The 21,043-nt window shown below is 65.4% G+C and carries 20 protein-coding genes; all 20 read left to right on the top strand.

Annotated features, from left to right (window positions below; genetic code table 11):
* Positions 1-53 precede the first annotated feature (53 nt).
* Positions 54-1,226 carry a hypothetical protein gene (locus JGU71_RS28875; protein WP_199708612.1) on the top strand — a complete coding sequence of 391 codons (1,173 nt, stop codon included), beginning with the start codon at positions 54-56 and terminating at the stop codon, positions 1,224-1,226.
* A 6-nt stretch (positions 1,227-1,232) separates the two neighbouring features.
* On the top strand, positions 1,233-2,075 hold the full coding sequence (locus JGU71_RS28870) for a DUF8176 domain-containing protein (RefSeq protein WP_199708611.1): 843 nt from the start codon (positions 1,233-1,235) through the stop codon (positions 2,073-2,075).
* On the top strand, positions 2,072-2,974 hold the full coding sequence (locus JGU71_RS28865; protein WP_199708610.1) for a MinD/ParA family ATP-binding protein: 903 nt from the start codon (positions 2,072-2,074) through the stop codon (positions 2,972-2,974). The genes JGU71_RS28870 and JGU71_RS28865 overlap by 4 nt, the downstream gene beginning before the upstream one ends.
* A gap of 28 nt (positions 2,975-3,002) precedes the next feature.
* A complete protein-coding gene (locus JGU71_RS28860; RefSeq protein WP_199708609.1) occupies positions 3,003-4,760 on the top strand; it encodes a cutinase family protein in 1,758 nt (585 codons plus the stop codon).
* A gap of 109 nt (positions 4,761-4,869) precedes the next feature.
* A complete protein-coding gene (locus JGU71_RS28855; protein WP_199708608.1) occupies positions 4,870-5,538 on the top strand; it encodes a hypothetical protein in 669 nt (222 codons plus the stop codon).
* 12 nt (positions 5,539-5,550) lie between these two features.
* Entirely contained in the window at positions 5,551-5,838 is a 288-nt protein-coding gene (locus tag JGU71_RS28850) for a hypothetical protein (RefSeq protein ID WP_199708607.1), read from the top strand.
* Positions 5,802-6,095 carry a hypothetical protein gene (locus JGU71_RS28845; protein ID WP_199708606.1) on the top strand — a complete coding sequence of 98 codons (294 nt, stop codon included), beginning with the start codon at positions 5,802-5,804 and terminating at the stop codon, positions 6,093-6,095. The genes JGU71_RS28850 and JGU71_RS28845 overlap by 37 nt, the downstream gene beginning before the upstream one ends.
* 52 nt (positions 6,096-6,147) lie before the next feature.
* Positions 6,148-6,783, top strand: coding sequence for a DUF8175 domain-containg protein (locus tag JGU71_RS28840; protein ID WP_199708605.1), 636 nt, complete (start codon positions 6,148-6,150; stop codon positions 6,781-6,783).
* On the top strand, positions 6,780-7,667 hold the full coding sequence (locus JGU71_RS28835) for a DUF8175 domain-containg protein (RefSeq protein WP_199708604.1): 888 nt from the start codon (positions 6,780-6,782) through the stop codon (positions 7,665-7,667). Before JGU71_RS28840 ends, JGU71_RS28835 begins: the two co-directional genes overlap by 4 nt.
* Positions 7,661-9,202 carry a TrbL/VirB6 family protein gene (locus tag JGU71_RS28830; protein WP_504739564.1) on the top strand — a complete coding sequence of 514 codons (1,542 nt, stop codon included), beginning with the start codon at positions 7,661-7,663 and terminating at the stop codon, positions 9,200-9,202. The genes JGU71_RS28835 and JGU71_RS28830 overlap by 7 nt, the downstream gene beginning before the upstream one ends.
* Positions 9,199-10,692 (top strand): SCO6880 family protein, encoded by a 1,494-nt coding sequence (locus JGU71_RS28825; protein WP_199708602.1) that lies wholly within the window; start codon positions 9,199-9,201, stop codon positions 10,690-10,692. Before JGU71_RS28830 ends, JGU71_RS28825 begins: the two co-directional genes overlap by 4 nt.
* 41 nt (positions 10,693-10,733) lie before the next feature.
* Positions 10,734-12,509: a putative type IV secretion/conjugal transfer ATPase gene (locus tag JGU71_RS28820; protein ID WP_199708601.1), complete on the top strand. Its 1,776-nt coding sequence runs from the start codon at positions 10,734-10,736 to the stop codon at positions 12,507-12,509.
* Entirely contained in the window at positions 12,506-12,826 is a 321-nt protein-coding gene (locus tag JGU71_RS28815; RefSeq protein WP_199708600.1) for a transposase, read from the top strand. The genes JGU71_RS28820 and JGU71_RS28815 overlap by 4 nt, the downstream gene beginning before the upstream one ends.
* Positions 12,823-14,481 carry a VldE C-terminal domain-containing protein gene (locus JGU71_RS28810; protein WP_307829979.1) on the top strand — a complete coding sequence of 553 codons (1,659 nt, stop codon included), beginning with the start codon at positions 12,823-12,825 and terminating at the stop codon, positions 14,479-14,481. The genes JGU71_RS28815 and JGU71_RS28810 overlap by 4 nt, the downstream gene beginning before the upstream one ends.
* A 54-nt stretch (positions 14,482-14,535) precedes the next feature.
* The gene (locus JGU71_RS28805) at positions 14,536-15,102 is read left to right on the top strand and encodes a hypothetical protein (protein ID WP_199708599.1); all 567 of its coding nucleotides are present in this window, start codon (positions 14,536-14,538) and stop codon (positions 15,100-15,102) included.
* A gap of 34 nt (positions 15,103-15,136) precedes the next feature.
* Positions 15,137-15,862 (top strand): hypothetical protein, encoded by a 726-nt coding sequence (locus JGU71_RS28800; protein ID WP_199708598.1) that lies wholly within the window; start codon positions 15,137-15,139, stop codon positions 15,860-15,862.
* The gene (locus JGU71_RS28795; RefSeq protein ID WP_199708597.1) at positions 15,859-17,664 is read left to right on the top strand and encodes a type IV secretory system conjugative DNA transfer family protein; all 1,806 of its coding nucleotides are present in this window, start codon (positions 15,859-15,861) and stop codon (positions 17,662-17,664) included. The genes JGU71_RS28800 and JGU71_RS28795 overlap by 4 nt, the downstream gene beginning before the upstream one ends.
* Positions 17,661-18,242 (top strand): DUF4913 domain-containing protein, encoded by a 582-nt coding sequence (locus tag JGU71_RS28790; RefSeq protein ID WP_199708596.1) that lies wholly within the window; start codon positions 17,661-17,663, stop codon positions 18,240-18,242. Before JGU71_RS28795 ends, JGU71_RS28790 begins: the two co-directional genes overlap by 4 nt.
* 300 nt (positions 18,243-18,542) lie before the next feature.
* Positions 18,543-19,199, top strand: a complete 657-nt coding sequence (locus JGU71_RS28785; RefSeq protein WP_199708595.1) for a hypothetical protein — start codon at positions 18,543-18,545, stop codon at positions 19,197-19,199.
* 110 nt (positions 19,200-19,309) lie between these two features.
* Positions 19,310-21,043 (top strand): N-6 DNA methylase (locus JGU71_RS28780; RefSeq protein WP_307829977.1); only part of this gene is annotated, 1,734 nt, incomplete at its 3' end.

Here is a 21,043-nt window from a genome sequence, read left to right as displayed (position 1 = left end):
CCATAGGCCTACGAGCCTAGGTCCTCTGGATCTCAGACTGGAAGGAACTTATCTTGACGAACCACAACCAAAAACTCAGAATGCGCTCGCTCGCGCGGCGCGCTGCCGTCGCAGTGTCGCTACCGCTCGCGCTTGCCGTGGGCGCGGCGGGTGCCGGTGTAGCCGATCCGGGCCAGCCTGGTCTTGCCCAGGAGCAGGACGGTGATTCCGGCCAGCCTGGTTTGACGGTGACACCGGAGCCGCCAGCTCCGCCAGTGGTAGAGCCCGAAGCCGACGAACCTGTTGTTGAACGGTCGTACTTGCTGCCTAACTATCCGCAGCTCCCAGCGCGGCCAGAGCCAGAACCTGAGGTCTATACCGACCCAACACCCCCGGTTCAGCTTCAAGAGCTGCATGCACCCGAGCCGGTCGCGCCCGTCGCGCCCGTCGCGCCGAGAAACGACAAGATCCAGGCAGGCAGCCTCACCTTCGATCGAGGCATCGTCCCTGAGGAGTGGACGACGCGGTTCAACATCGAATCCGCCACCGCCGAGGCCGCGCTGCAGACGTTCTACAACAGCATCGGCGTCCCCGAGGACCGCTCACAACGCATCGCCGGTACTCAGATCGCAGGCGGGCTGACCGGCGCGGTCGCGGCTGCACTCGCGGCAGGAATACCTGCTGCGATCGTCGGTGCCGCTGTCGGCGCGGCGATCGGCGCAGTCGCCGGTGGCCTGGTCGGCACAACGTTTCTCGGTGTCGGAGCCGTTCCAGCATCCCTGGCCGGTGCCGGTATCGGTGCCATTGTCGGCGCTGCAGCATTGGGCATTCCGGTCGGCGTAGTCGCTGGTGTGATTGGGGGTTTCCTCGGTGCCAGTGTCGCCAGCGCATACGCGGCGGGCAGCAACGTCGGCCCAGCCGAACCGAACTCCGCACCGGATGTCAACACACCACAAGCTCCTTCACCGATGCCTGCTCCCGTCGTCGAGCTGCCGCAGCCGCTCGTCGATAGTGCAGAAACATTCATCGCTACCAACGCTCCGGCGGTAGTCGAAACCGTGAATTCAGTTGTCACACAGGTGGAGTCAGCTCCTGGCGGTGCTGCGTTGATCACCTCCGCCGAGGAGGCGTTTGCCGCCATTCCTCCGCTACCAGCATTGCCGCCTCCGCCTGCGCAACTGGCACCGCTCGTCGCGCAGGTCGGTGACGTCATCGCCATAGCGCACGACGCTGTTATGCAGCGGTGATCACCAGTGGCCAACGTGGACGACGACCTGGACCTCAGCGGTAGCCGAGAGGCACCGCTCGTGATTCCTCCGCTGCGAGTTCTGCACGCAGAACCGGCGGGAGGTGACATCGATTGGATGGCGTGGCTCGACCTCCCAGGCAGTGACACTGCACTAACCGAGCCACCAGTCGACATCACGGACCCGAATACGGCGTCCGCGACGGCACAAGTCGCTCTTGATCCTGATCCGATTGCGCCGCTGGTGGACAGTGTCGTCCGTCGGCGCACGCAGCGAGCCCGCAAGCGGCGGGGGACCGTGGTTGTGGCAGCAGCCGCGTCGTCTGTACTGGTCGCTGGGCTCGTTGTTTTCGGGGTGGTGCTGTCGGACACCGACACGACAGCAGCACCACCACCACCACCACCACCACCGCTCGTCGCTGCTGCGCCTGCGCCGGTGTCCCTCGCGCCGTGGTGCCCCAGCGAGAATTCGGCGAACCGAGTGGTCGGTAACGGCTCAGGTTCCATCGTTCGCAACACCCCCCAAGCTATGCCCGGTGCTGCCGAGATCCTCGACCTCGAACACGCGATGTACGTCGCCCGATCGGCCGAAGCAACACGCACCGTGATGGCTCCGACCGCGAAGGTCGCACCGATCGAAGCGACCCGCGCAGCGATCGCCACCATCCCGGCGAACACCCAGCACTGCGTCCATATCGTGCCCGTCGCACCGGATCGACTGGGTGTGACAGTCGAAGAACGACGCCCGGACCAGACAGTGTCCACTCACGACCTGCTCATCACCACCGCACGGGAGCCGGATGGTCGGATCCTTATCGCCAGCATCGAACCCGGGGCGGGTGCACGATGAGCGTCGCCTACGACCCCGGCACGGGTTGGACCGATCCGGACGCACCGGAATGGTTGACAGCCAATCCACCCACCGGATCCCCGACCGACCTCCCTGCACGCGGAGCCGACCGGCCCTCGACCGTGCGGCTGACCGGCCTTGCTGCCACCGGCGAAGGCCTCCCCGTCCCACCACCGTTTCTGGTAGTGGGGAGCGCTGGTAGCTCAGCATCTACGACGGTCGCCGCTAACCTGGCATCAGTCATCGCGGCCGACAACGCGGGCTACGTCTATCCCGCGGTCGTGGACGCCACCCCCGCTGGCGGAGATCTCGGAGTCCGGGCCTGCGACGCGCACCGCACTACATCGACGATGCAGGACTGGCTCGACGATTCCGAGCCCAGCCTGCCCTCCGCAGTGAACGCAGCGTGCGGCACGACAACGGCAGGAGCACTGGTCCTGGCGCGGCGTGGCGACGACCCGTTACCGGGCCGGGAATCGTTGCTGTCGGTGCACCGCCACCTCGTCGATGCCGGTGTGGTCCCTGTCTACGACGCGGGAGCTCCGATTCATGCTGCCGCGGTGAGGCCGTTCCTCTACGACCCCCGAATTCCGGTCGCCCTGACCGTGCAAGCACGCCCAGACGCCATCAACCGCCTCGCGACGGTCTTGCGGTGGCTGCACCGCCAGTTCGGTGAGGCCGTTGTCGGCGACGTGACGATCGTCGTCAGCCATCAAACCCCGAATGTCGGCCCACACGATTACGCCCAACATGTCCGCGACTACGCGGGCGACTGGGTCAACGCCGTGGTTGCGATCCCGTACGACCCGCACCTCGCCGAAGGCGGCGAGATCACCTGGGTGCGAATCGATCCCGCCACCCAGGCCGCCTATCGCCGCCTTCTGGGAGTCATGCGATGACCAGTGCACCAACGTCTCGGAGGAATCGATGATCGATGACATCTCACCATCCAGCTCCACCACTGCCATCACCTGCCGCCATCGGAGTGGGTGGGCCCTTGCACGGCGCTGGGCTGGGTCGACTGCAGTGGGTGTCGTCCTCGCCGCGACAGTGGGCAGCACCGTCGGCCACGCCGAACCGACTCTCACACCGACCGAGATCGCACCGGCGGCAGGGTGCGCATTGCTGCATGTGGTCGTGGCTCAAGGCACGACCGAATCGAGTGTCGATCAGGACCCGAAGTCCGATGCCGGCACCTTGTCCGCTGCGGTCCTGCCGGCGTTGGCAGCCTTCGATAACGACAAGTCGAAGATCGACCGCACCTATGTCGCCTACCCGGCCGATTTCGGGTGGAAAGGCAAACCGTTCGCCGAATCCGCCTCCGAAGGCATTTCGCGGATGACAGCAGTCCTCGACGAGGAGCACAAGCGGTGCCCTACAACGAAATACGGCATCGTCGGCTACTCCCAAGGCGGCCTGGTCGCCTCGACGCTGCTCCGCCGAATCGGAGCCGGGCAAGGTCCAATACCACCCGCGCTCGTCGCGATGGGTCTGGTGCTGTCCGACCCGGCGCGGGTGGCGGGCTCACCGCTGTTCCCTGGCCGCTCAGCCTCGCAGGTGACTCCCGATCCGGCCCCGGGGACATCGGGTGCTGCGGTGAAAGCTGTTGCTGCGTTGGCCCAACCGACCGCTCCAGGTGGTGGTATCGCGCCGCCGATGAAGAACACTCCGACGACCTTTGGTCAGCTGACCGGCCGTGTGGCATCCAAATGCGCCGCTGGTGACATCGCGTGCGACACCCCGGCCGATGCCCCGATCGCGCGACTGGTTACCAACGTCGCCGGGCAGCTGAACATGAACACCAACGATCCGGTCGGGATCTTGATGTCGGTGGCGAACGTGTTCGGATCCACCGCGATCAAGACGGCCGCCGATGTGGTGAACGACAACATCTCCACCTCCGACGGAACAACAGCCGGGCTGAGCTATCAGCCCTCGGGAACATCGCTGAGCGAGCATCTCGCAGTTGCATCGAACCCGGAGTACCAGACCGACATCTTCTCCGCGATCCGCAAGGTAGTCGGCATCGGAATCAACACTGCGTTCGCGGTCGCGAAGAAGGTCGTCACCGCCGAAAACATCGCTCAGATCGCATCGGTCGGATTGACCAATCCCGCTGCAGGGCTTGCTCTCTTCGGCGCGAAACTAGGACAAGCCGCACTGCAGATGTTGCCGACCAACTTCATCGACAAAGCAGCAACGGCGGTCATGGGCGAAATCAAAAGCAACATCACCGACAACGCCGGTCTGATCAAGATGGCCACCGACACTCGCTACTGGGCGGTGCGCGCCAACCACGAATCCTACAAGTCCGACGGTGCAACCGCAGACGGCCGATCCTCGTTGGCCTTCACAGCAGATTGGCTGATCGCGGTGGTCAAAGACCTCGCTGCCGGCGGCGGATCTCCGCAACCCGACGCTCAAGCGTTCACTCCGACAACCCCTGTCGCCGGAGAGGACGCTTACCAGGGCCTACCCGGCTTGCAGTGGCCCACCGACGCCGCTGCGACGGGTTCGGGACAGTCCTACAACCCGTGGACTTCACCAAGCGCAGATGCAGCGCCGGTGTACAGCGGTACGTCGAGCAGCACCGCTCCGATGAGCCCCACAGCGGCGTCGACGACGACACCGACGTCCGCATTGCCGACCTCGTCAACACCGGCCCCGACGTCGACACCGAACTGAGAGGAGTTGTGATGACGCGCACCGTCGCACTGCGAGTCCGGCCTTCGGGTCGTGCCCGGTTGGATGAATGCCCATCTATGCCACTACTCACCGCAGCACAGGATCGACGATGACCGCGGCCGCCGCCGAAGGATTCACCCCCGTACCCGACGAGAACCTCTCCGCGCCTTCCTCTTTGGTGCAGCCGCCACCACCGGAGCGACGCCTGGGTGTCTGGCCGGAACCAGTGTGGACGAGTCGACAGCACCCGCCACCGCTGTGGTGGCTGATCGGCGCGCACGGCGGCGCAGGAGTGACGATGCTCGAAGCGTCCTGGGCCCCGGCTGCAGACGCCCTCGGCGCATTTCCTGGCGCGCACGCGGGGGAGTCGCCGTTCATGGTGATCGTCGCACGCGAATCGGCAACCGGGCTCAGCAGAGCGCACGACCTGCTCACTCAGCATCTCGCTGGAGTCGGTGGTCCGGCCCAACTCGTCGGCCTGGTGACCGTCGCTGCAGCTCCCGGACGGTCGGCACCACAGCTGCGGCGACGTAGGGAGGTGATCGCTGGACTGATCGAGGACCGATGCTGGCACATCCCCTGGATCGACGGATGGATCGGCGTCACTGCCGACGAAGTACCAGCCTGGACCCCCACGTCACTGATTTCCACGACTCGCCGCCGCGAACCTGTGACAACGGTCGTCCCTCGTGAGGTGGCCGAAGTCGGTGTCGACATCCGACACACCATCACCAATCTCCTACGCCCACAACGCCCGTCAGACATAACCACCAAGTAAGGGAGAACAAACATGCTCATGCAACTCGGACTCGACACCGTCTACTACGCGGTCGATCAGCCCGTCATGGTCCAACCACCCGGCGGTGAACGCTTCATCCGCATCCTAGGAATTGCACTGTGGGCGGCCGTGATCGGAGCAGTCCTCGGCATCATCGCCGGCGGCGGATGGATGTGGGTCGACCACATCAGCGGACAAGGTGCCACCGGTGGACGCGGCTGGAAGCTGGTCGCGGGTGCCGTCATCGGCACGATCGTGTCCACGTGCGCCGCCTCGTGGGTCACCTTCGCAATGCAATGAACATCGCCGAACCCACGGGACCCCAACGTCCGATGCCGCCGGAAGTCAGCGAGGCGATGAACACTCTGCTCGGCTACGGATCGTGGCTCGGTGGCGTCTTCCTCGTCGGCGCATTGATCGGCGCTGGCGGGCTGATCTGGTACGCGATCGCTCAGGGCTCGTCGCATCCGGGCAGCCGCAAGATCTGGATCATCGTCGTCGGCGCCGCCGTCTTCGGCTCCGCTGCCGGACTGGCAGATCTGACGCTGGGCCAATGACACCGTCCTGCAACACCGTTCACTTCGACCTCGTCGAGAAGGGCGAATATCCATGCTGAGGAAGAGCCGCTTAGCCACGGTACTGATTTCGACCGGACTGACGAGCGCACTGTTGGTCGGGTGCGGCGACGATACCTCCGGATCCGACAACCCCTCTGCCACAACATCAGTCGACACCGCTGCCGCTCCGACCGAGCTGACGTGGAGTAGATGGCAGGGGGTGCAACTGCCGACCTCCCGCGTCGACGGACCTCGCAACGTCGACGGCGACGTCGTCAGCGGCTACACCAACTCCCCGCAGGGGGCGGTACTGGCGGCAGTGCACGGCTCGATACGTCTGGCGCTGTCTCCGGACACGAGCTGGCCGAAGGTCGCGAATGCTGTCGCCGCTCCAGGTGTCGGCCGCGATACCTACGCCGTCAATCGGGCATTGATTTCCATTGCCGCCGTACCTCCCGGCCCAGCGCCGATGGCGGTGAAGGGATTCCGCGTCGACGAGTACAGCCCCACCCGGTCGGTGATCAGTGTGGCTGTTGCGCAGCCTAATTTGCCGCTGACCGCTGCCAAGCAAACAGTGGTGTGGTCGGGGGAGGACTGGAAAGTCTTGTTGCCCGCTCCGGGCAGCGAAGTCGAGCCGACAACCGTGTCGGACCTGACCGGCTACACCGCTCTCGAGGGTCCGCAATGAGCGACTCCTCGGAGGCCACCGAGTCGAAACGCAAGCGGCCCAGCGTCACTGCCGCCGCAGTGATCTTCGTCGTATTCGCGCTGGTGTGCACGGCGATCGCAGTGATCGTCCGCCTGAGCGGAGGCGAGGACACTGCATCCCCGTCGCCGTCACCGCAATCACCGGTCACGGCGATCCCGAACCCATCGAGCGCACCCGGACAGCGCCCCGATGCCGGATCGAACACACAGCCTGCTGGTATCGGGGTTCCGACCACCGATCGGCTCGGCCGCCGAATCGACATTCCGAACTGGATCGGCGGGTGGGCATTGCCGCAAACCCCGGTCGAACACGCACCCTATCTACCGATCGTGGCGGCCGACGCACCCGCAGGACTCATGTGGCAGCGCGTCAACGACGGTGTGGCCGTACCGTTTTCCACTTCCGACGGCCCGACCACCATCGACGGACTGCAGGCATCCGGGTTTGCCCGCACACCGCAAGGGGCCGCGCTCGCGGCCGCGCAGATCTTCTATCGTCTCGCTGCGGTCGACAACCGCACCGCCCAGCGCATGTTCGACGAGCAGACGGTGATGCTGCCCGCACAACGACAGCTCGTCGATGACCAGTTGCGGCAGGAAGGACCAGGTAAGCACCGAACCCCGGCGGATGCGCTCTCCTACATTTCCAAGACGGATGCGTTCCGATTGCTCTCCTACGCAGAGGATTTCGCGGTCGTGGAGTTTGCAGAGCAGAGTCCGCCGACCGACGACGGTAAGCCTCGGTGGGGCACGTCTCGGCACACGGTGGTGTGGGAGGGCGGGGACTGGAAACTGAAGTTTCAGGACAACGACACCGACCAGCGCGGCCACACCAGCACTCTCGGTGGGTGGACACCATGGTGACCCGACTGCACCGCCTCGTCCGAACACTGCTGCTCGGCGCGGTCCTGGCAGCTCTTGCCCTGTTGCTGACGGCTCCAATCACCTCTGCCGAGCCGGTACCTGCACCGCCGCGTACGCCGGACGCTGCTCCCATACTGCCGCCGGTCGGTGCCGGTGATCCCGGAAATACGTTCGGCTACAACGAAACCTGCGAAAAGTTCGGCGAGAAGTTCGACCCGGGTGGGTCGAATCTCAATCCACTCAACGCGCTGCCGAACCTGCTGTCGTGGTCGGCAGAAAACCAATGCAAGATGACCAACGTCGTCACCCATCCGGGCGAAGCGCTCAATGCCTTCTGGAACTCCAACTTCGGAAAGTCGACGAAAGCCATGATCGCCGGCGTCGCCGATGGCTACGGCACCGTATTGAACTGGTGGTTCTCCATCCCCACCCCGAAGCTTGCCGACGTCGACTATCTGACGGTGCTGCAGAGCTACATGATGCCGATCCAGCTCGGCGTGCTCTGTTTCGCCATCATGCTCGCTGCCGTGCGAATCGCCTGGGCACGGGCGGGCAGTGAAGGCGACGTCTCGATGGACCTGCTCAAGGTGATCGGCCGCGTCACATTCGTCACGACGATGTTCGGTGTCGTGGTCGCCGGCGGGACGAAACTGGCCGACGTCTTCAGCTTGTGGTTGCTCTCGGAGTCGAGCGGCGGCGATCTCGGCGACAAAGTCAACGCGATGTTGCTCGACGATAATTCGACCTGGGGGCCCGGCTGGATCCTGCTGATCGCGATCTTCGGCATGGCCGGTGCATTACTGCAGGCGGTGTTCCTGGTGATTCGACAGGCATTCTTGATCGTCATCGTCGGGTTCATGCCGATGGCTGCCGCAGCCTCGGGTACGGAGATGGGCGCGAACTCCTACACGCGGATGATGCAGTGGACGTTTGCGTTCATCGCGTTCAAACCGATCGCCGCAGGAATCATGGCGACGGCGTTTTGGGCCGCCGATCCAGGCTCTGATGCCAGCAAGCTGCAAGGGCTGATGCTGCTGACGGTGTCCGCGGTTGCGTTGCCCGCCGTCATGCGGGTTCTCGGGGTCAGTTCCATGGTCGGCGGGTCCGGCATGGGCGTTGCCGGGGCCATGATGTCCGGTGTCGGGGCAGCGGCTGCAGTCGTGAGCGGCGGGGCGGCGGCGGTCGGCGGTAAGGCGCTGGCCGGTGTTCGGGCCTCGACCGCACGCAGCAGCGCCGCCGCGGCGCCCTCGGTCGGCGGTTACACCGGTGCCGCAGCGAAGTCCGGAGCACGGCAGATGCCGTCCGCACCCCATGCCAAGTCGTCGGGATCACCGGGATTTTCGAACGGTTCTTCAGCGTCCCCTGCAAGCAGTTCACGCACACCGACCGGGCTCAGTAGTGCAGCGAAATCCGGCAAGTCCACCAACGCGGTGGCGACCTCGCGAGCTGGCACGGCAGTGCTCGATCGCGGTGGTCACGGCGGTGTCGACGACATTCCGCACCGCAGCCTCGGCGCGAACGAGGTTCCGCTGTGAGCGGCCGGCCCCAACGCCAGACCTACATCGGGTGGAGCCAACCGAAGTCGGCGTTCCTGGCCGGCATGGGTCTGATTCCCAGCATCTATCTGCTGGTCATCTTCGTGATCTGGATCTTGTCGGTCTACGTCATCGGACTGGCGAGCTCGCTGGTGTTGGCGCTCGTCCTGCTGGCGACATGGGGGCCGCTGGTCCTGCGAATCGAAGGAAAAACCACCTACGAGTGGGTCCTGCTCTACAAGCAATGGCGCAAACATGTGAGAAAGGGGGAGGACATGTACCGATCGGGCCTGTTTTCTCGCGTTCCCGGCCGTACCTGCCGACTGCCCGGCGTGCTGTACCCGACCCGTCTGCACGAAGGGTGGGTTCAACATCAATCCCGGCAGGTGTACGGCGTGATCGAGATGCCGTCGCAAAACCAGTTCACGGTCGTCATCGAATGCTGGCCACAAGGCAACGAGGCAATCGACCAGGACGCCGTCGACGACTCGGTATTCAACTGGACCAACTTCTTGAACTTCGTCGCCGAACCCGGCGACATCGACGGTGCCACCGTGATCATCGAAACCGGACCGGAGACCGGTAACCGGATCCGCCGCGAAGTGCGCGAACTGTGCGCACCCTCTCGACCGGGCGGTGATCTCCCCGCCGCGATGATGGCCGAAGCCGCCGCGATGCTGCCCTCGGGTTCGGTGCGGATGTGGGCGCGAGTAGCGATCACGTTCCGCGCCACCACCGCAGACCGGCGCAAAGACGCGGGCGAACAGATCAAAGAGATGTCGCGGCGCATGGGCGGGGTCCTGACGGTGCTCAACGAAGCCAACCTCAACCCGCGGCTGCTGCCGCCGGAAGAGATCGTGTCGTTGACCAAACGCGCCTACAGTCCCTCCACCTTGGCCGACCTCGAGCTCGGCGAAATGGAGGGTGGCCACGACATCGGCTGGGAAGACAGCGGGCCGATGGGCCACCAGGAACGCATCTCGAGCTTCTACCACGACGGGTGCTGGTCGACGACGTGGGAAATGTCGAAAGCACCGGCATCGGCGGTCACCGAAACGGTGCTGCGGCCGCTGCTCGACGTCAACGGCGACCTGGTGCGTAAACGCGTCGCCATCGTCTATCGCCCGCACTCGCCGGCCGACGCTGCCGCAGCTGTGGACTCCGACTACAAGAACGCGCTCTCGGGCCGCAACGGACAACGAGGAATCGGATCGGTCGAGGCGAACCTGAAAGTCGAGTACGCCGAGGCGCAACGTGAAGAACAAGGCAGAGGCCACGGGCTGACATTGTTCGGTGTTCTGGTCACCGTCACCACGCCCGAAGACGGGGACCGGCCACGCGCGGATTCGATCACCAAACAGCTCGGCGTCCGAGCGCGACTACGGCTGCGGCGAGTGTATTTCGCTCAGGCCGCGTCGTTTGCCGCCACGCTCGGCATCGGGGTGCTGTTGCCCGATCACGAGAGCGTGTCGCGGAAGTTGGCGTCGTGATGACCCGGGCGGGAGTTCGGGGCCGCCTCGGAGCCCGCGACATGTCACACCTGCCACCGAGTTCACGCCCTCAGTCGAGTGGACCGGGCGGACGTAAACACCGCAAAGCACAAGCAGCGAAAGCCGCAGCGGCACAACGCGCTCGGATGGACTTGCAGTTGCTCGACGACGACGAGCGAGCCGAACTGACCCGCACCATGCAGGCTGGTCGCAACATATTCGATTCGACTCGGGCGTGGATGTTGCTACGTCGTGACGATCGTCGCCGCGGCGAGAACGCTGCGCCGACGCAGAAGGTGTCGAAAGCTCCCGCACCGTTGCGTGCCACCGCGCGTGGTCTGAGAGGGCTCGGCGGGGGCCGCACCGGACCGATTCCGAACACGGTGGAATATCGCGGTACGACACTGCAGGTCGCTGGGCTGTGGCCATGGCCGGTCGGTGCCGGTGCACCGCTGCGCGGAGTTCCGCTCGGATCTCACCTCTACACGGGCGCGCCGGTCTGCTTCGACCCGTTGTCGTGGTTCGTGCGCGCAAAATTCTTGCAGCAACCGTCGATGATGCTGCTCGGCCTGCCCGGCTTCGGAAAGTCCACCCTGGCCCGAAAGATCGTGCTGGGCTTGGTCGCCGGCGGCGTGACGGCACTGATTCTCGGCGACCTGAAACCGGACTACCGCAAACTGGTCGAAGAGCTCGGAGACGCCGGGCAGGTCATCACCGTCGGGCACGGGCACGCCCAAATCAACCCCCTCGACCTGGGACCCCTGGCGCAGATCCTGCCGATCCTCGACGCTGCCGGGACCAAGATCGCAACCAAGATGGCACGGATTGTCCGGACCCGGATCGGGGCGGACCGTCTGCGCCGGGTGGTGGCGTTACTGCAGCTCAACCGGGGCCGGTTGATCGAAGACTACGAAGAGTCCGCCATCGGTGCAGCGTTGGACTGGATCGACGCACACGTCGAGGGACAGCCGCTGCTGTCGGACCTGGAACGCGTCCTCGACGAGGGTCCCCCCGAGGTGGTCGAGGCGTACAAAGCGACCGATCAAAAGGAATATCTGCACGAGTCGCGCTCTCTGCGTCGGTCGTTGCACGCACTGCGCAAAGGCGTGTTCGGCCAAGTCTTCGACGGTCACACCACCACCCCGATCGACATCAACGCCGCCGCGGTGTGCGTCGATGTGTCTCAGGTCGCGGCCGCCGATCGCAAACTCAAAGGCGCGGTCCTGCTGACCTGCTGGGAACACGGCTTCGCCGCGACCGATGCGGCCCACATTTTGGCCGATGCCGAATGTGGGCCGAAGCGCAACTTCCTGGTGGTGCTCGACGAGATGTGGCAGGTGCTGCGTGCCGGCGTCGGGATGGTCGATCGCGTCGACGAGCTGACCCGCCTCAACCGGGTGTGGGGCACCGCGTTGCTGATGATCACCCACACGGCCAGCGATCTGCCCCAACAGGTCGACGAGAACGGTGTGCAGTCGGCACCGGGCTTCGTCGAGCGGGCCGGAGCGTTGGTCGTCGGTGCACTCCCACGCAAAGAGATGGCGCGACTGGAAGACATCAAACCGTTCACCGAAACCGAAGTTCGCGACATCACGTCCTGGTCGTCTCCGCCGGCGTTGACCGGTGACGGCCGATCGGCCTCAGCCCCTCCTGGTCAGGGAAAGTTCTTCATCAAGATCGGCGAGCAGGGCGCAGCAGGTATTCCGCTGCGCACCATCCTCTTTCCCAGTGAAATCGCCTCCGGTGTGCACGACACCAACTCCCGCTTCGATCTCGACACCGAGTACACCAAAGAGTCCGCAGCGTGGGCGGCATGAACCAGGTCGGCGGCAGCAAGCGCCGCTACAGCCGCGAATTTCGCGACCAGTGCGTGCGCCAGGTCGTCGCCGGCCTCGCGTCTTACCGTTCGCGTGAGGACGCGGTCGTGGCGATCGCCGCCGCCGCCGCGATACCGGTGACGACACTGCGCAACTGGGTGCGGGCCGAGCTCGGCGCAGCTCGCACCGACCAGATCCCTGCCGATACCGAGCTGCAACTGCGCGAACTGCGGCGACAGCTGCACGAAGCGCAGCAAGTCGTGACGGCCCTGTCGATGTATCCCTCCGTGCAGCACCGGGTTTCGGTCCAGTCGTGAAAGGTTTTGCCCCCAAAATCTTCACCCTGACGATGACGTTCATCGTCGGTCTGGTCGTGGCGTTCGTCATGATCTTCTCCGACCCGGGCGATGACGACACCGCGTGCAACCCCACCCTGAACCCCGGTCAGACGGTTGCACCGCCTCCAGGCGGGCCGGGTGTCAAAGTGAAACCGATGGCGGAAGGGACTTATCGCCTCAGCTCGCCGTTCGGGCCTCGGGGCGGAGGCATGCACAAAGGTGTCGACTTCGGTTCCACCGCCGGTGCCGCGATCTACGCTGCAGCCGACGGTGTGGTCTCTGCCGCCGGTTCCGCATCCGGGTTCGGCCAGTGGATCGTGATCGATCACAACATCGACGGCGCGGTGTGGTCGACGGTGTACGGGCACATGTTTCCCGAAGGCGTCCTGGTCAAGGCGGGCGACACCGTCAGCGCCGGACAGCACATCGCCGACGTCGGCTACAACGGCGAGGTCGATCCACCCGGACCCGGCGGAGCACATCTGCATTTCGAAACGTGGTCCGGCGGCCACGACAGCGGAACCGCGGTGGATCCGCAACCCTGGATCGACGCGGGATCCGAACCGACCAGTCGCGGCTCGGCACCGCCTGTCCCAGGCCCGGCGGCACCGCCCGTCTTGGCGGCCGCGACCGGCGAGCTCCCACCGCTACCCGCAGCGCTGGGTTCGGAAGAACACTGGCAGGTCGACACCATCCGGTTGGCGCGCGCGATCGCAGCCAACTTCCCGGAGATCACGACGATCGGGGGGTGGCGCCCGGTCGACGCCTATGACGATCATCCCTCCGGCCGTGCTGCCGACATCATGATCCCCGACTACAACAGTGGTAGCGGTAAAGCGTTGGGGGACAGAGTCGCCGAGTACGTGATGGCGAACAAAGACGCCTTTCACGTGGAGTACCTGATCTGGCGACAGACCTACCGCCCAGCCACCGGCGAGTCGAACACGATGGAAGACCGCGGCAGCGACACCCAGAACCATTTCGACCACGTACACGTCACCACCGTCGGCGGCGGACATCCCTCCGAATCCACGGTCTACGGATCGGCTCCGTTCCTCGCCGGTGCGCCGCTGCAGCCGCCGGTATGCACCGATCCCGCTCGCGGACCACACGGTGTCGACAATCTCGACCCCGCGTCGGTCCCTGCCGACTTCGTGCCGTGGCTACGTCGCGCAGGCACGCTGTGCCCACAGATCAGCCCGTCGCTGTTGGCCGCACAGATCCAGCAGGAAGGCAGCTTCCAACAACACGGCTACAACTCCTCCGGAGCATCCGGATACACGCAGTTCATCGACGCAACCTGGGCCGCCTACGGCTTCCCCGTCGACGACAACGGTGCACCGACCGGCCCGGCCGGGTCCGGTGATCGCAACCGCATCGGCGACGCCGTCATGGCCCAAGGCCACTACATGTGCGATATCGCCGCCAAGGTGGACGGCTGGATCGCCGAAGGCAAGGTCCAGGCACCCAACGGCCCGAAAGAGCTGTATCTCGCCGGATACAACGCCGGCGAATACGCCGTGCTCAACAGCGGCGGCTTCCCGACCGGGGCGTCGGATTACGTCAACCAGACCCGCCCCTACGCCGACACCATCCTGGCGAACGAGGTGCGCTATGCCACGACATTCAACTGAAAGGGCTGATCACACAATGGATTCCAGCACAGCATTCGACGCGAAGCGAACAGCATGACATCGCTGCGCACTCGGACCGCAGTGATCGCGGCCGCGATCGTCGCAGCGATCGCACTGATCAGTGCCGTCGTCCTGGTGGTCACGCTTGCCGGGTCCTCCTCAGACCAGCAGCACGGCGGCCGCGACGACTCCGGGCACGTCGACGGCCCCACCCCGGGCAATGCCGACGCCGCGACCGCGACGCAGCAGGCGCTGAGTGCGATGTTCTCGTGGCAACCGAAGAACGATTCATCACCTGGTGCTGCAGCGACCCGAGCGTTGCCATGGCTCGGTGGCGAGCTCGCGGCATCCGCGAACACACCCCCCGCTACCGGAATGCGTGAACTGCCCGAATGGGCGGCATGGCGAGCTGCCGGCGACATCGTCAGCGCCAGCGTGCTCGTCACCGACAACGTCGACACCACGCCGGGACGCGCAGTGTGCGAAGCGGTGGTGACCCAGACCGTGCTCCACCGCGACGGGACGTCGACGCGGTATCGACAGCTGAAAGTCCGCGCTGTGCTCGAGTCCACCAGCGACGGGTGGCGCATGACCGAATACAACGCCGCACCCACCCGATGACCTGCACCGTCCAACACACCCGAAAGGCGTCCCCGTGAGCGAGAACGAACTCGACGACATCAGCAGGGACTTCACTCAGTTCGCTGCCTCGGCCCTGCAGTCCGCCCGCAAAACGGTGGAAATGCATCGACGACTCAAGACACGACGCGAACGAACTGTCGACCGTAAGCAGCGCACCGCGGAGTCGCGCGTGCGAGTGCAGGATAAGGCCCGACGAGAAGCCGACCGGGAACAGCGGGAGCGTGAGCGAGCGGAACGGCACGCCGAACGCGCTCAGCGGACGACCGCGCGGACCGAGGAACTGGGCAAACAATGGTCCGATCAGGATCTCGCGGCGCGCTGGGCGGTAGCAGAATCGCTGCGCGATGCCGATCCCGAGACCGCCGACGCCTGGTCACAGCGCATGCGTGAAGACGGAATCGACCCCGACGCGGCCATCGCCCTCGCCGACGCTGTCGACCGCGCCCCATCCAGCGACGAAACGGCGGCAGAAGCCCCTGCCGGTACCGGACGTGACGCCGGTGAATTCGTCGCCGAGCTCTTGGCCGAATCGTTGGCGCACGACGAGCTCGAACGGCTCGATGACCTGTCCGAGGACCGCACCGACAATCGTCTCGACGACCAGCGCATCGCCGATTTGATCGGTGTCTCCGACCCGGCATGGCTCGACGGCGAACCTGCCTCCGTCCCCACCACATCCGACACACCCGCTCCGGTCGAACCGAACACACGTGAGCTGACAACGGGAGCAGAACTGTGAACGCCAACCGTCGCACCGGGACCGTGCAACTCGTCGCATTCGGTGCCGGAGCTACCCTCGTGCTCGTTCTCTACCTGAGCTTGCGTGCTGGCGACGCACTCGCCGGCACCGGCCAAGATATTCCTGGCAATCCGGTCGCAGCGTTCCTCAACGTGCTGGGCGGCAGAATCACCTGGCCGGTGCACGCCACCGTCATCGCGATCGTCGTTCTGCTTCTTCTCATCGGGGCAGCGTGGTTTCCGGTCAGGTGGTGGCACCACCGCGCTATCCACACACGAGTGGATCATCTGGCCAAGTCGATGGCCAACCCGTCGCAACTGACCGAGGTTCATGGGGCGAGCGCAAAACAGAAGTCTCAGCGGCTCCGACCCGACATCGAGCTGCGTGGTCCCGACACCTACGGAATTCCGATCGGCAAAACCGTGCGCGGTGGCCACACGATAGTGATGAGCTGGGAGGACGTCGGTGTGGCGTTCTCCGGCCCGCGTACCGGAAAAACGCAGGCCCTGGCCATTCCCGCCGTGTGCAGTGCGCCGGGTGCGGTGATCGCGACGTCGAACAAGCGTGATCTGCACGATCACACGCGCGGGGTCCGCGAAGCCGTCGGTCGAGTGTGGATCTTCGATCTGCAAGGCATCGCGACCGACGGTGGCCCGCAGTGGTGGATCGACTTACTGCGTGGAATGTCGTCACTCAAAGCAGCCCGCAAACTTGCCGGCTACTTCGTCTCGGCGTCCAAAGAGGACGGTGCCCGCGTCGATGCCTACTTCGACGGCGGTGCACAAGAACTCCTCGCACTGCACATGTTCGCCGCCGCAGTCGGCGGCGGAGATCTCCTGCACACGCTCGGCTGGCTTTCCGACGACGACACCGCCATCCCGGCGATGTTGCTTGAGGCGGCTGGTGAAGCCATGGCGGAGGAGAAGATTCGCAGCGCCCAACGGCTCAATCCACGACAGAAGGACGGCCTCTTCGACATGGCGCGCCGGTTCCTCAACGTCCTCAACGATCCGGAGTACGCGAAAGCTGTTCTGCCGCAGCGCCGCAAGCAGTTCGATCAGGACAGCGGACTGGCCGCTGTCGCGCTGACCCACGACCTGCCCGAATTCGACGTCGACCGTTTCGCCAGCTCGACAGACACCCTGTATGCGATGTCGCTGGAAGGTCCCGATTCGGCGACCGCGTTGACGACGGCACTGGTCGGTCGGCTGCTCGATGCGGCATTCGTGGTGGCGCGACGCAGCCCCGGTGGACGGCTGCCGACACCGATCGTGGCGGTGCTCGACGAGGCCGCCAACGTCTGCAAACTGTCGGATCTACCCAAGCAGTACTCCCACGCCGGATCCCAAGGGGTCGTGCTGTTGACGTTCCTCCAGTCACCAGCCCAAGCCGGTGAAGTGTGGTCGGAGCAGAAGCTCGCCACGATGCGTCAGGCGTCGAACATGCATTACTACGGCGGCGGCGTCGACGACGACAGCTATCTGCAGTCGATTTCGCAGCAGATCGGCGAGCACGACGTGGCGCGCTGGTCGTCGAGCCACTCCAATGGCGGCCGATCACGCTCGCAGTCGTGGTCGCGGGAAACAATCGCACCGATTTCGGTGCTCGCCGCACTGCCGAAAGACCGCGCCATCGTCATGACCTCGGGCAATCCGCCTGTGCTGGTCCGCAAAGCGTTCTGGAGCGAGGGCCGCTTCGCCGAGCAGATCCGCGCCTCGCTGGCCACCTACGAACCGAAAAAGGGCGCACTCGCCTTGAGCGGACTCGACCTCGATACCTCGACAGAGGAGCTCGCGTCATGACCAACGATTACGGCGACAACCACGACTATGACGACAACTACGACGCGCCGACGTCACCGCCACGAGGCAAAGCCGGACGCAGACGCAGCACGACACCGCAACCGAAGTCGGGCCCGGCATCGGAGAAAGTCGAGAAGGAACCCGAACCCGATGTGTTCGCCGACGTCGGCGAATTCGTCGAACACTGGCTGGCACCGGTGCTGGCCGGGAAGCTGCTCGGCGGCGGCCGCGGCCGCACTTGGTGCCGACAGTGGTGGCGGCACCGGGAAGTCAGCGTCCGACTGCACGCATTGTGGCGCGGGTGGGAAGGGGCGCGGCGCAGCGAGGAACCGCTGGCGATGAGTTCCTGGTGGGTCCAGCACACCGACCCGCATCTGCGCGCACTCTGCGACGGCGAGGCCGGACCGATGTGGCGCTGCACCCCGGAGGCGCACGTCGACATACCGGCTTATCCGACGATCCCCGTACCTGCCGGGTGGTTCGACGCCGACCACAACGACGAACAGCCGCCCGCAGACGGTGGTCGCGGACCGGATTTCCGGACCATCACGGCCCGTACCGCAGGAGATGCAGCATGAGCAGCGGCTGCGTTACCGGCGTCGATCCGCCGATCCGATAGCCCTTTCGCACTGTCGTCACGCTCGAACGTCATCACATTCACGCTTTCCCAGACCCTGGCGGGTGGTCTAGACCCGCCAGGGCAGGGCAGCCAGAGAACGGAGCTCCGGCCAATGAGTCACCATAATCACCACGAACGCAGGCACACCCGTCGCAGGGTATGCATGCAGAGGAGCTCCCTGGTATGCCCCGCAAACAGCGCCGCGCCGCCACCGACACGCAACTGGATCTTTTCGCCACCGAGGAAGGTACCGCCGCCGATGACCGAGACCCCACCCGAGGATCTGCGCCAACTGGTCGAGGTGACGTGGCGGACCCATATCGGGCTGCCGGAAGACTGGTCGCAGACGCAGAAGGCGAACTTCGTCGCCGACGAGGCGCTGCGGATCAGCGACCTGATCGAGACGCAGATGCAGGGCCAGGGACCGCTGGTGCGCCAATGGTGGGACGAGCACGGCGAAGCACCGGACTACCTGACGACGGTGACGTTGATCGAGACGGCGCGTCGCTCGATCACCGAAGCGGTGCTGGCGCAGGAGCTTTACGAGCAGATCCCGCACTCGGAGGAGGACTTTCCAGAACCGGTGAGCGTGGAGGAAGCCCAGGAGCGGGAAGCGCTGCAGGAGCAGGTGCGGCTGCAGGACGCAGCGGGGGACCGGGATCGCTGGACCGATCCGCTGCGTCGACGGGATCCGAGTTCGGAGGCGAGCGAGTTGTCGCGCCAGCTGTGGGCGGATCGCTCAGCGCTGTTCCGGGTGACGGGGGCCTTTTTGCTGCAAGCCCGGATCGAGGACAGCGAACCGGTGCCGACCGGCCCGAGCGACCCGCTGGCAGCATCGTTCACCAACCAAGTCAGTCAAGCACTGCTGGCGGCGGGCAAGCCGCTCGACGGCCCCGGAAGACTCGTCGACCCGTAGCCGAGGGCCAGGGCGATCTCTTCGCTCTCGACGGCGACGGTGCCGCGCCGCTGGATCCGGCGGTCACCGATCCGGGCGGGACACCACTACCGCCACCTCCGGCCGAGGTAGTGGCCGAGTTCGGGATATCGACGCCGCCCGTCGACACGGTCGATGCGGCCGAGACCGAGCAGATGCCCGCTGCATCTTTGTCGATCGACGCGACACTGACACATACTCCCGACCGCGGTGCGCCGCTCGTCGGCGAGCACCAGGCCGTCGAGAAACCGATGGCCGAACAGCCGGTGTACGTGGCACCGGTCGATTTCCGTCCCGGTATCGAGGTCCTGCCTCCGTCCGGGGAGAAAGCGCGGGCCGCGGCGAACATCGCCGCGATCCGGATCGTGCGGGGAATCGAAGCCGAGGACCGCTACGCCACCGCCGCGGAGCAGGCGGTTCTCGGTCGCTGGTCGGGGTGGGGTGCCGCTGCGGGGATCTTCGACCTGCGCAAACCGGAATGGGCCTCCGAGCGTGAGCAGCTGCGTGAGCTGCTCGACGACAAGCAGTGGTCGCAAGCTCAACGCAACACTCTCAACGCGCATTACACCGATCCCGCTATCGCACAAGCGATGTGGCGTGCGATGGAGCAGGCCGGGTTCGGTGGCGGCCGCGTCCTGGAACCGGGCTGCGGGTCGGGCACGTTCCTCGCGCACGCTCCGAGCAGTGCTCAGATGGTCGGGGTGGAGCTCGACTCCACCACCGCGGCGATCGCGGCGGCGTTGCATCCGTCGGCGCAGATCCGCAACGAGGGTTTCGAACTGACCCACGTGCCGGAGGCCTCGTTCACCGCCGCGATCGGCAATGTCCCGTTCGGTGACTTCCGGCTGCACGATCCGTCACACAACCCGTCGCGGCTCTCGATTCACAACCACTTCATCAAAAAAGCTCTCGCGGTGACCGCACCCGGCGGCTACGTCACTGTCCTGACCTCACGGTTCACCATGGACGCTGTCAATGGGCGCGCCCGGAAGGAGATCGCCGACAAGGCTGATCTGCTCGGTGCGATCCGGTTGCCCGAAGGGGCGTTCTCCCGAGTCGCCGGCACATCGGTGGTCACCGACATTCTCGTGCTGCGTCGACGCGAAGACGGCCAGGAGATGACCGCCCGGACCAAGCAGTTCTTGGGGTTGACCTATTCGACGGTCTATCAGGATGGGCGTCAATTGGGGCTGCAAGCCAACTCCTACTACGCCGACAATCCGCACCACGTGCTCGGCACGATGGAACTCGGACGTGGCCAATACGCCGCCGAGCAGCTGGTCGTGCGGGGGGAGAGCGGCGCCGCCCTCGCAACCCAGGTCGAGGAGGCGTTGTCCGGAATCGTCGAGCAGGCACGGGGAGCCGGTCTGGCGTTGACGGCGAGCTGGGCGAACACGATGGGACCGACCCGTGCGGACTTCGAACGCGGACTCACCCGCGCCCGCGAACGGGGTCAGGCCGGCACCACCATTGCCACCTTGTCCTTCGACCCCCAAGCCACCGAGATCCGGACCTGGAACGGCATGGAATGGGAACCGGTCAAGACGCGGGGAGCCAAACAGACCGCCGAGTGGGGTGCCCTGCTCGATCTGCGGGACATCGCGGTCGCCTTGATCGACACCCAGCGCGAGGATCACCCGGCCGCCGAACGGGCAGCGCTGCGCGTCGAGCTGAATCAGCGCTACGACGCCTACGTTGAGCGATACGGGCTGATCAACCGGTTCACCTGGTCGAAGGTCGCCGATCTGACAGATGGCCAGCACGACCGCGCCTTGGACACGCTGTTGGCGCAGTGGCGGGTATCGGAAGGCAGCAAAGCCGACCCC

The sequence above is a fragment of the Antrihabitans stalagmiti genome (genome assembly GCF_016482825.1).
In the GTDB taxonomy this organism is placed as follows: Bacteria; Actinomycetota; Actinomycetes; order Mycobacteriales; family Mycobacteriaceae; genus Antrihabitans; species Antrihabitans stalagmiti.
Note: the sequence above shows the minus strand (reverse complement) of the source record. Positions and strands in the feature narration are given on the sequence as shown.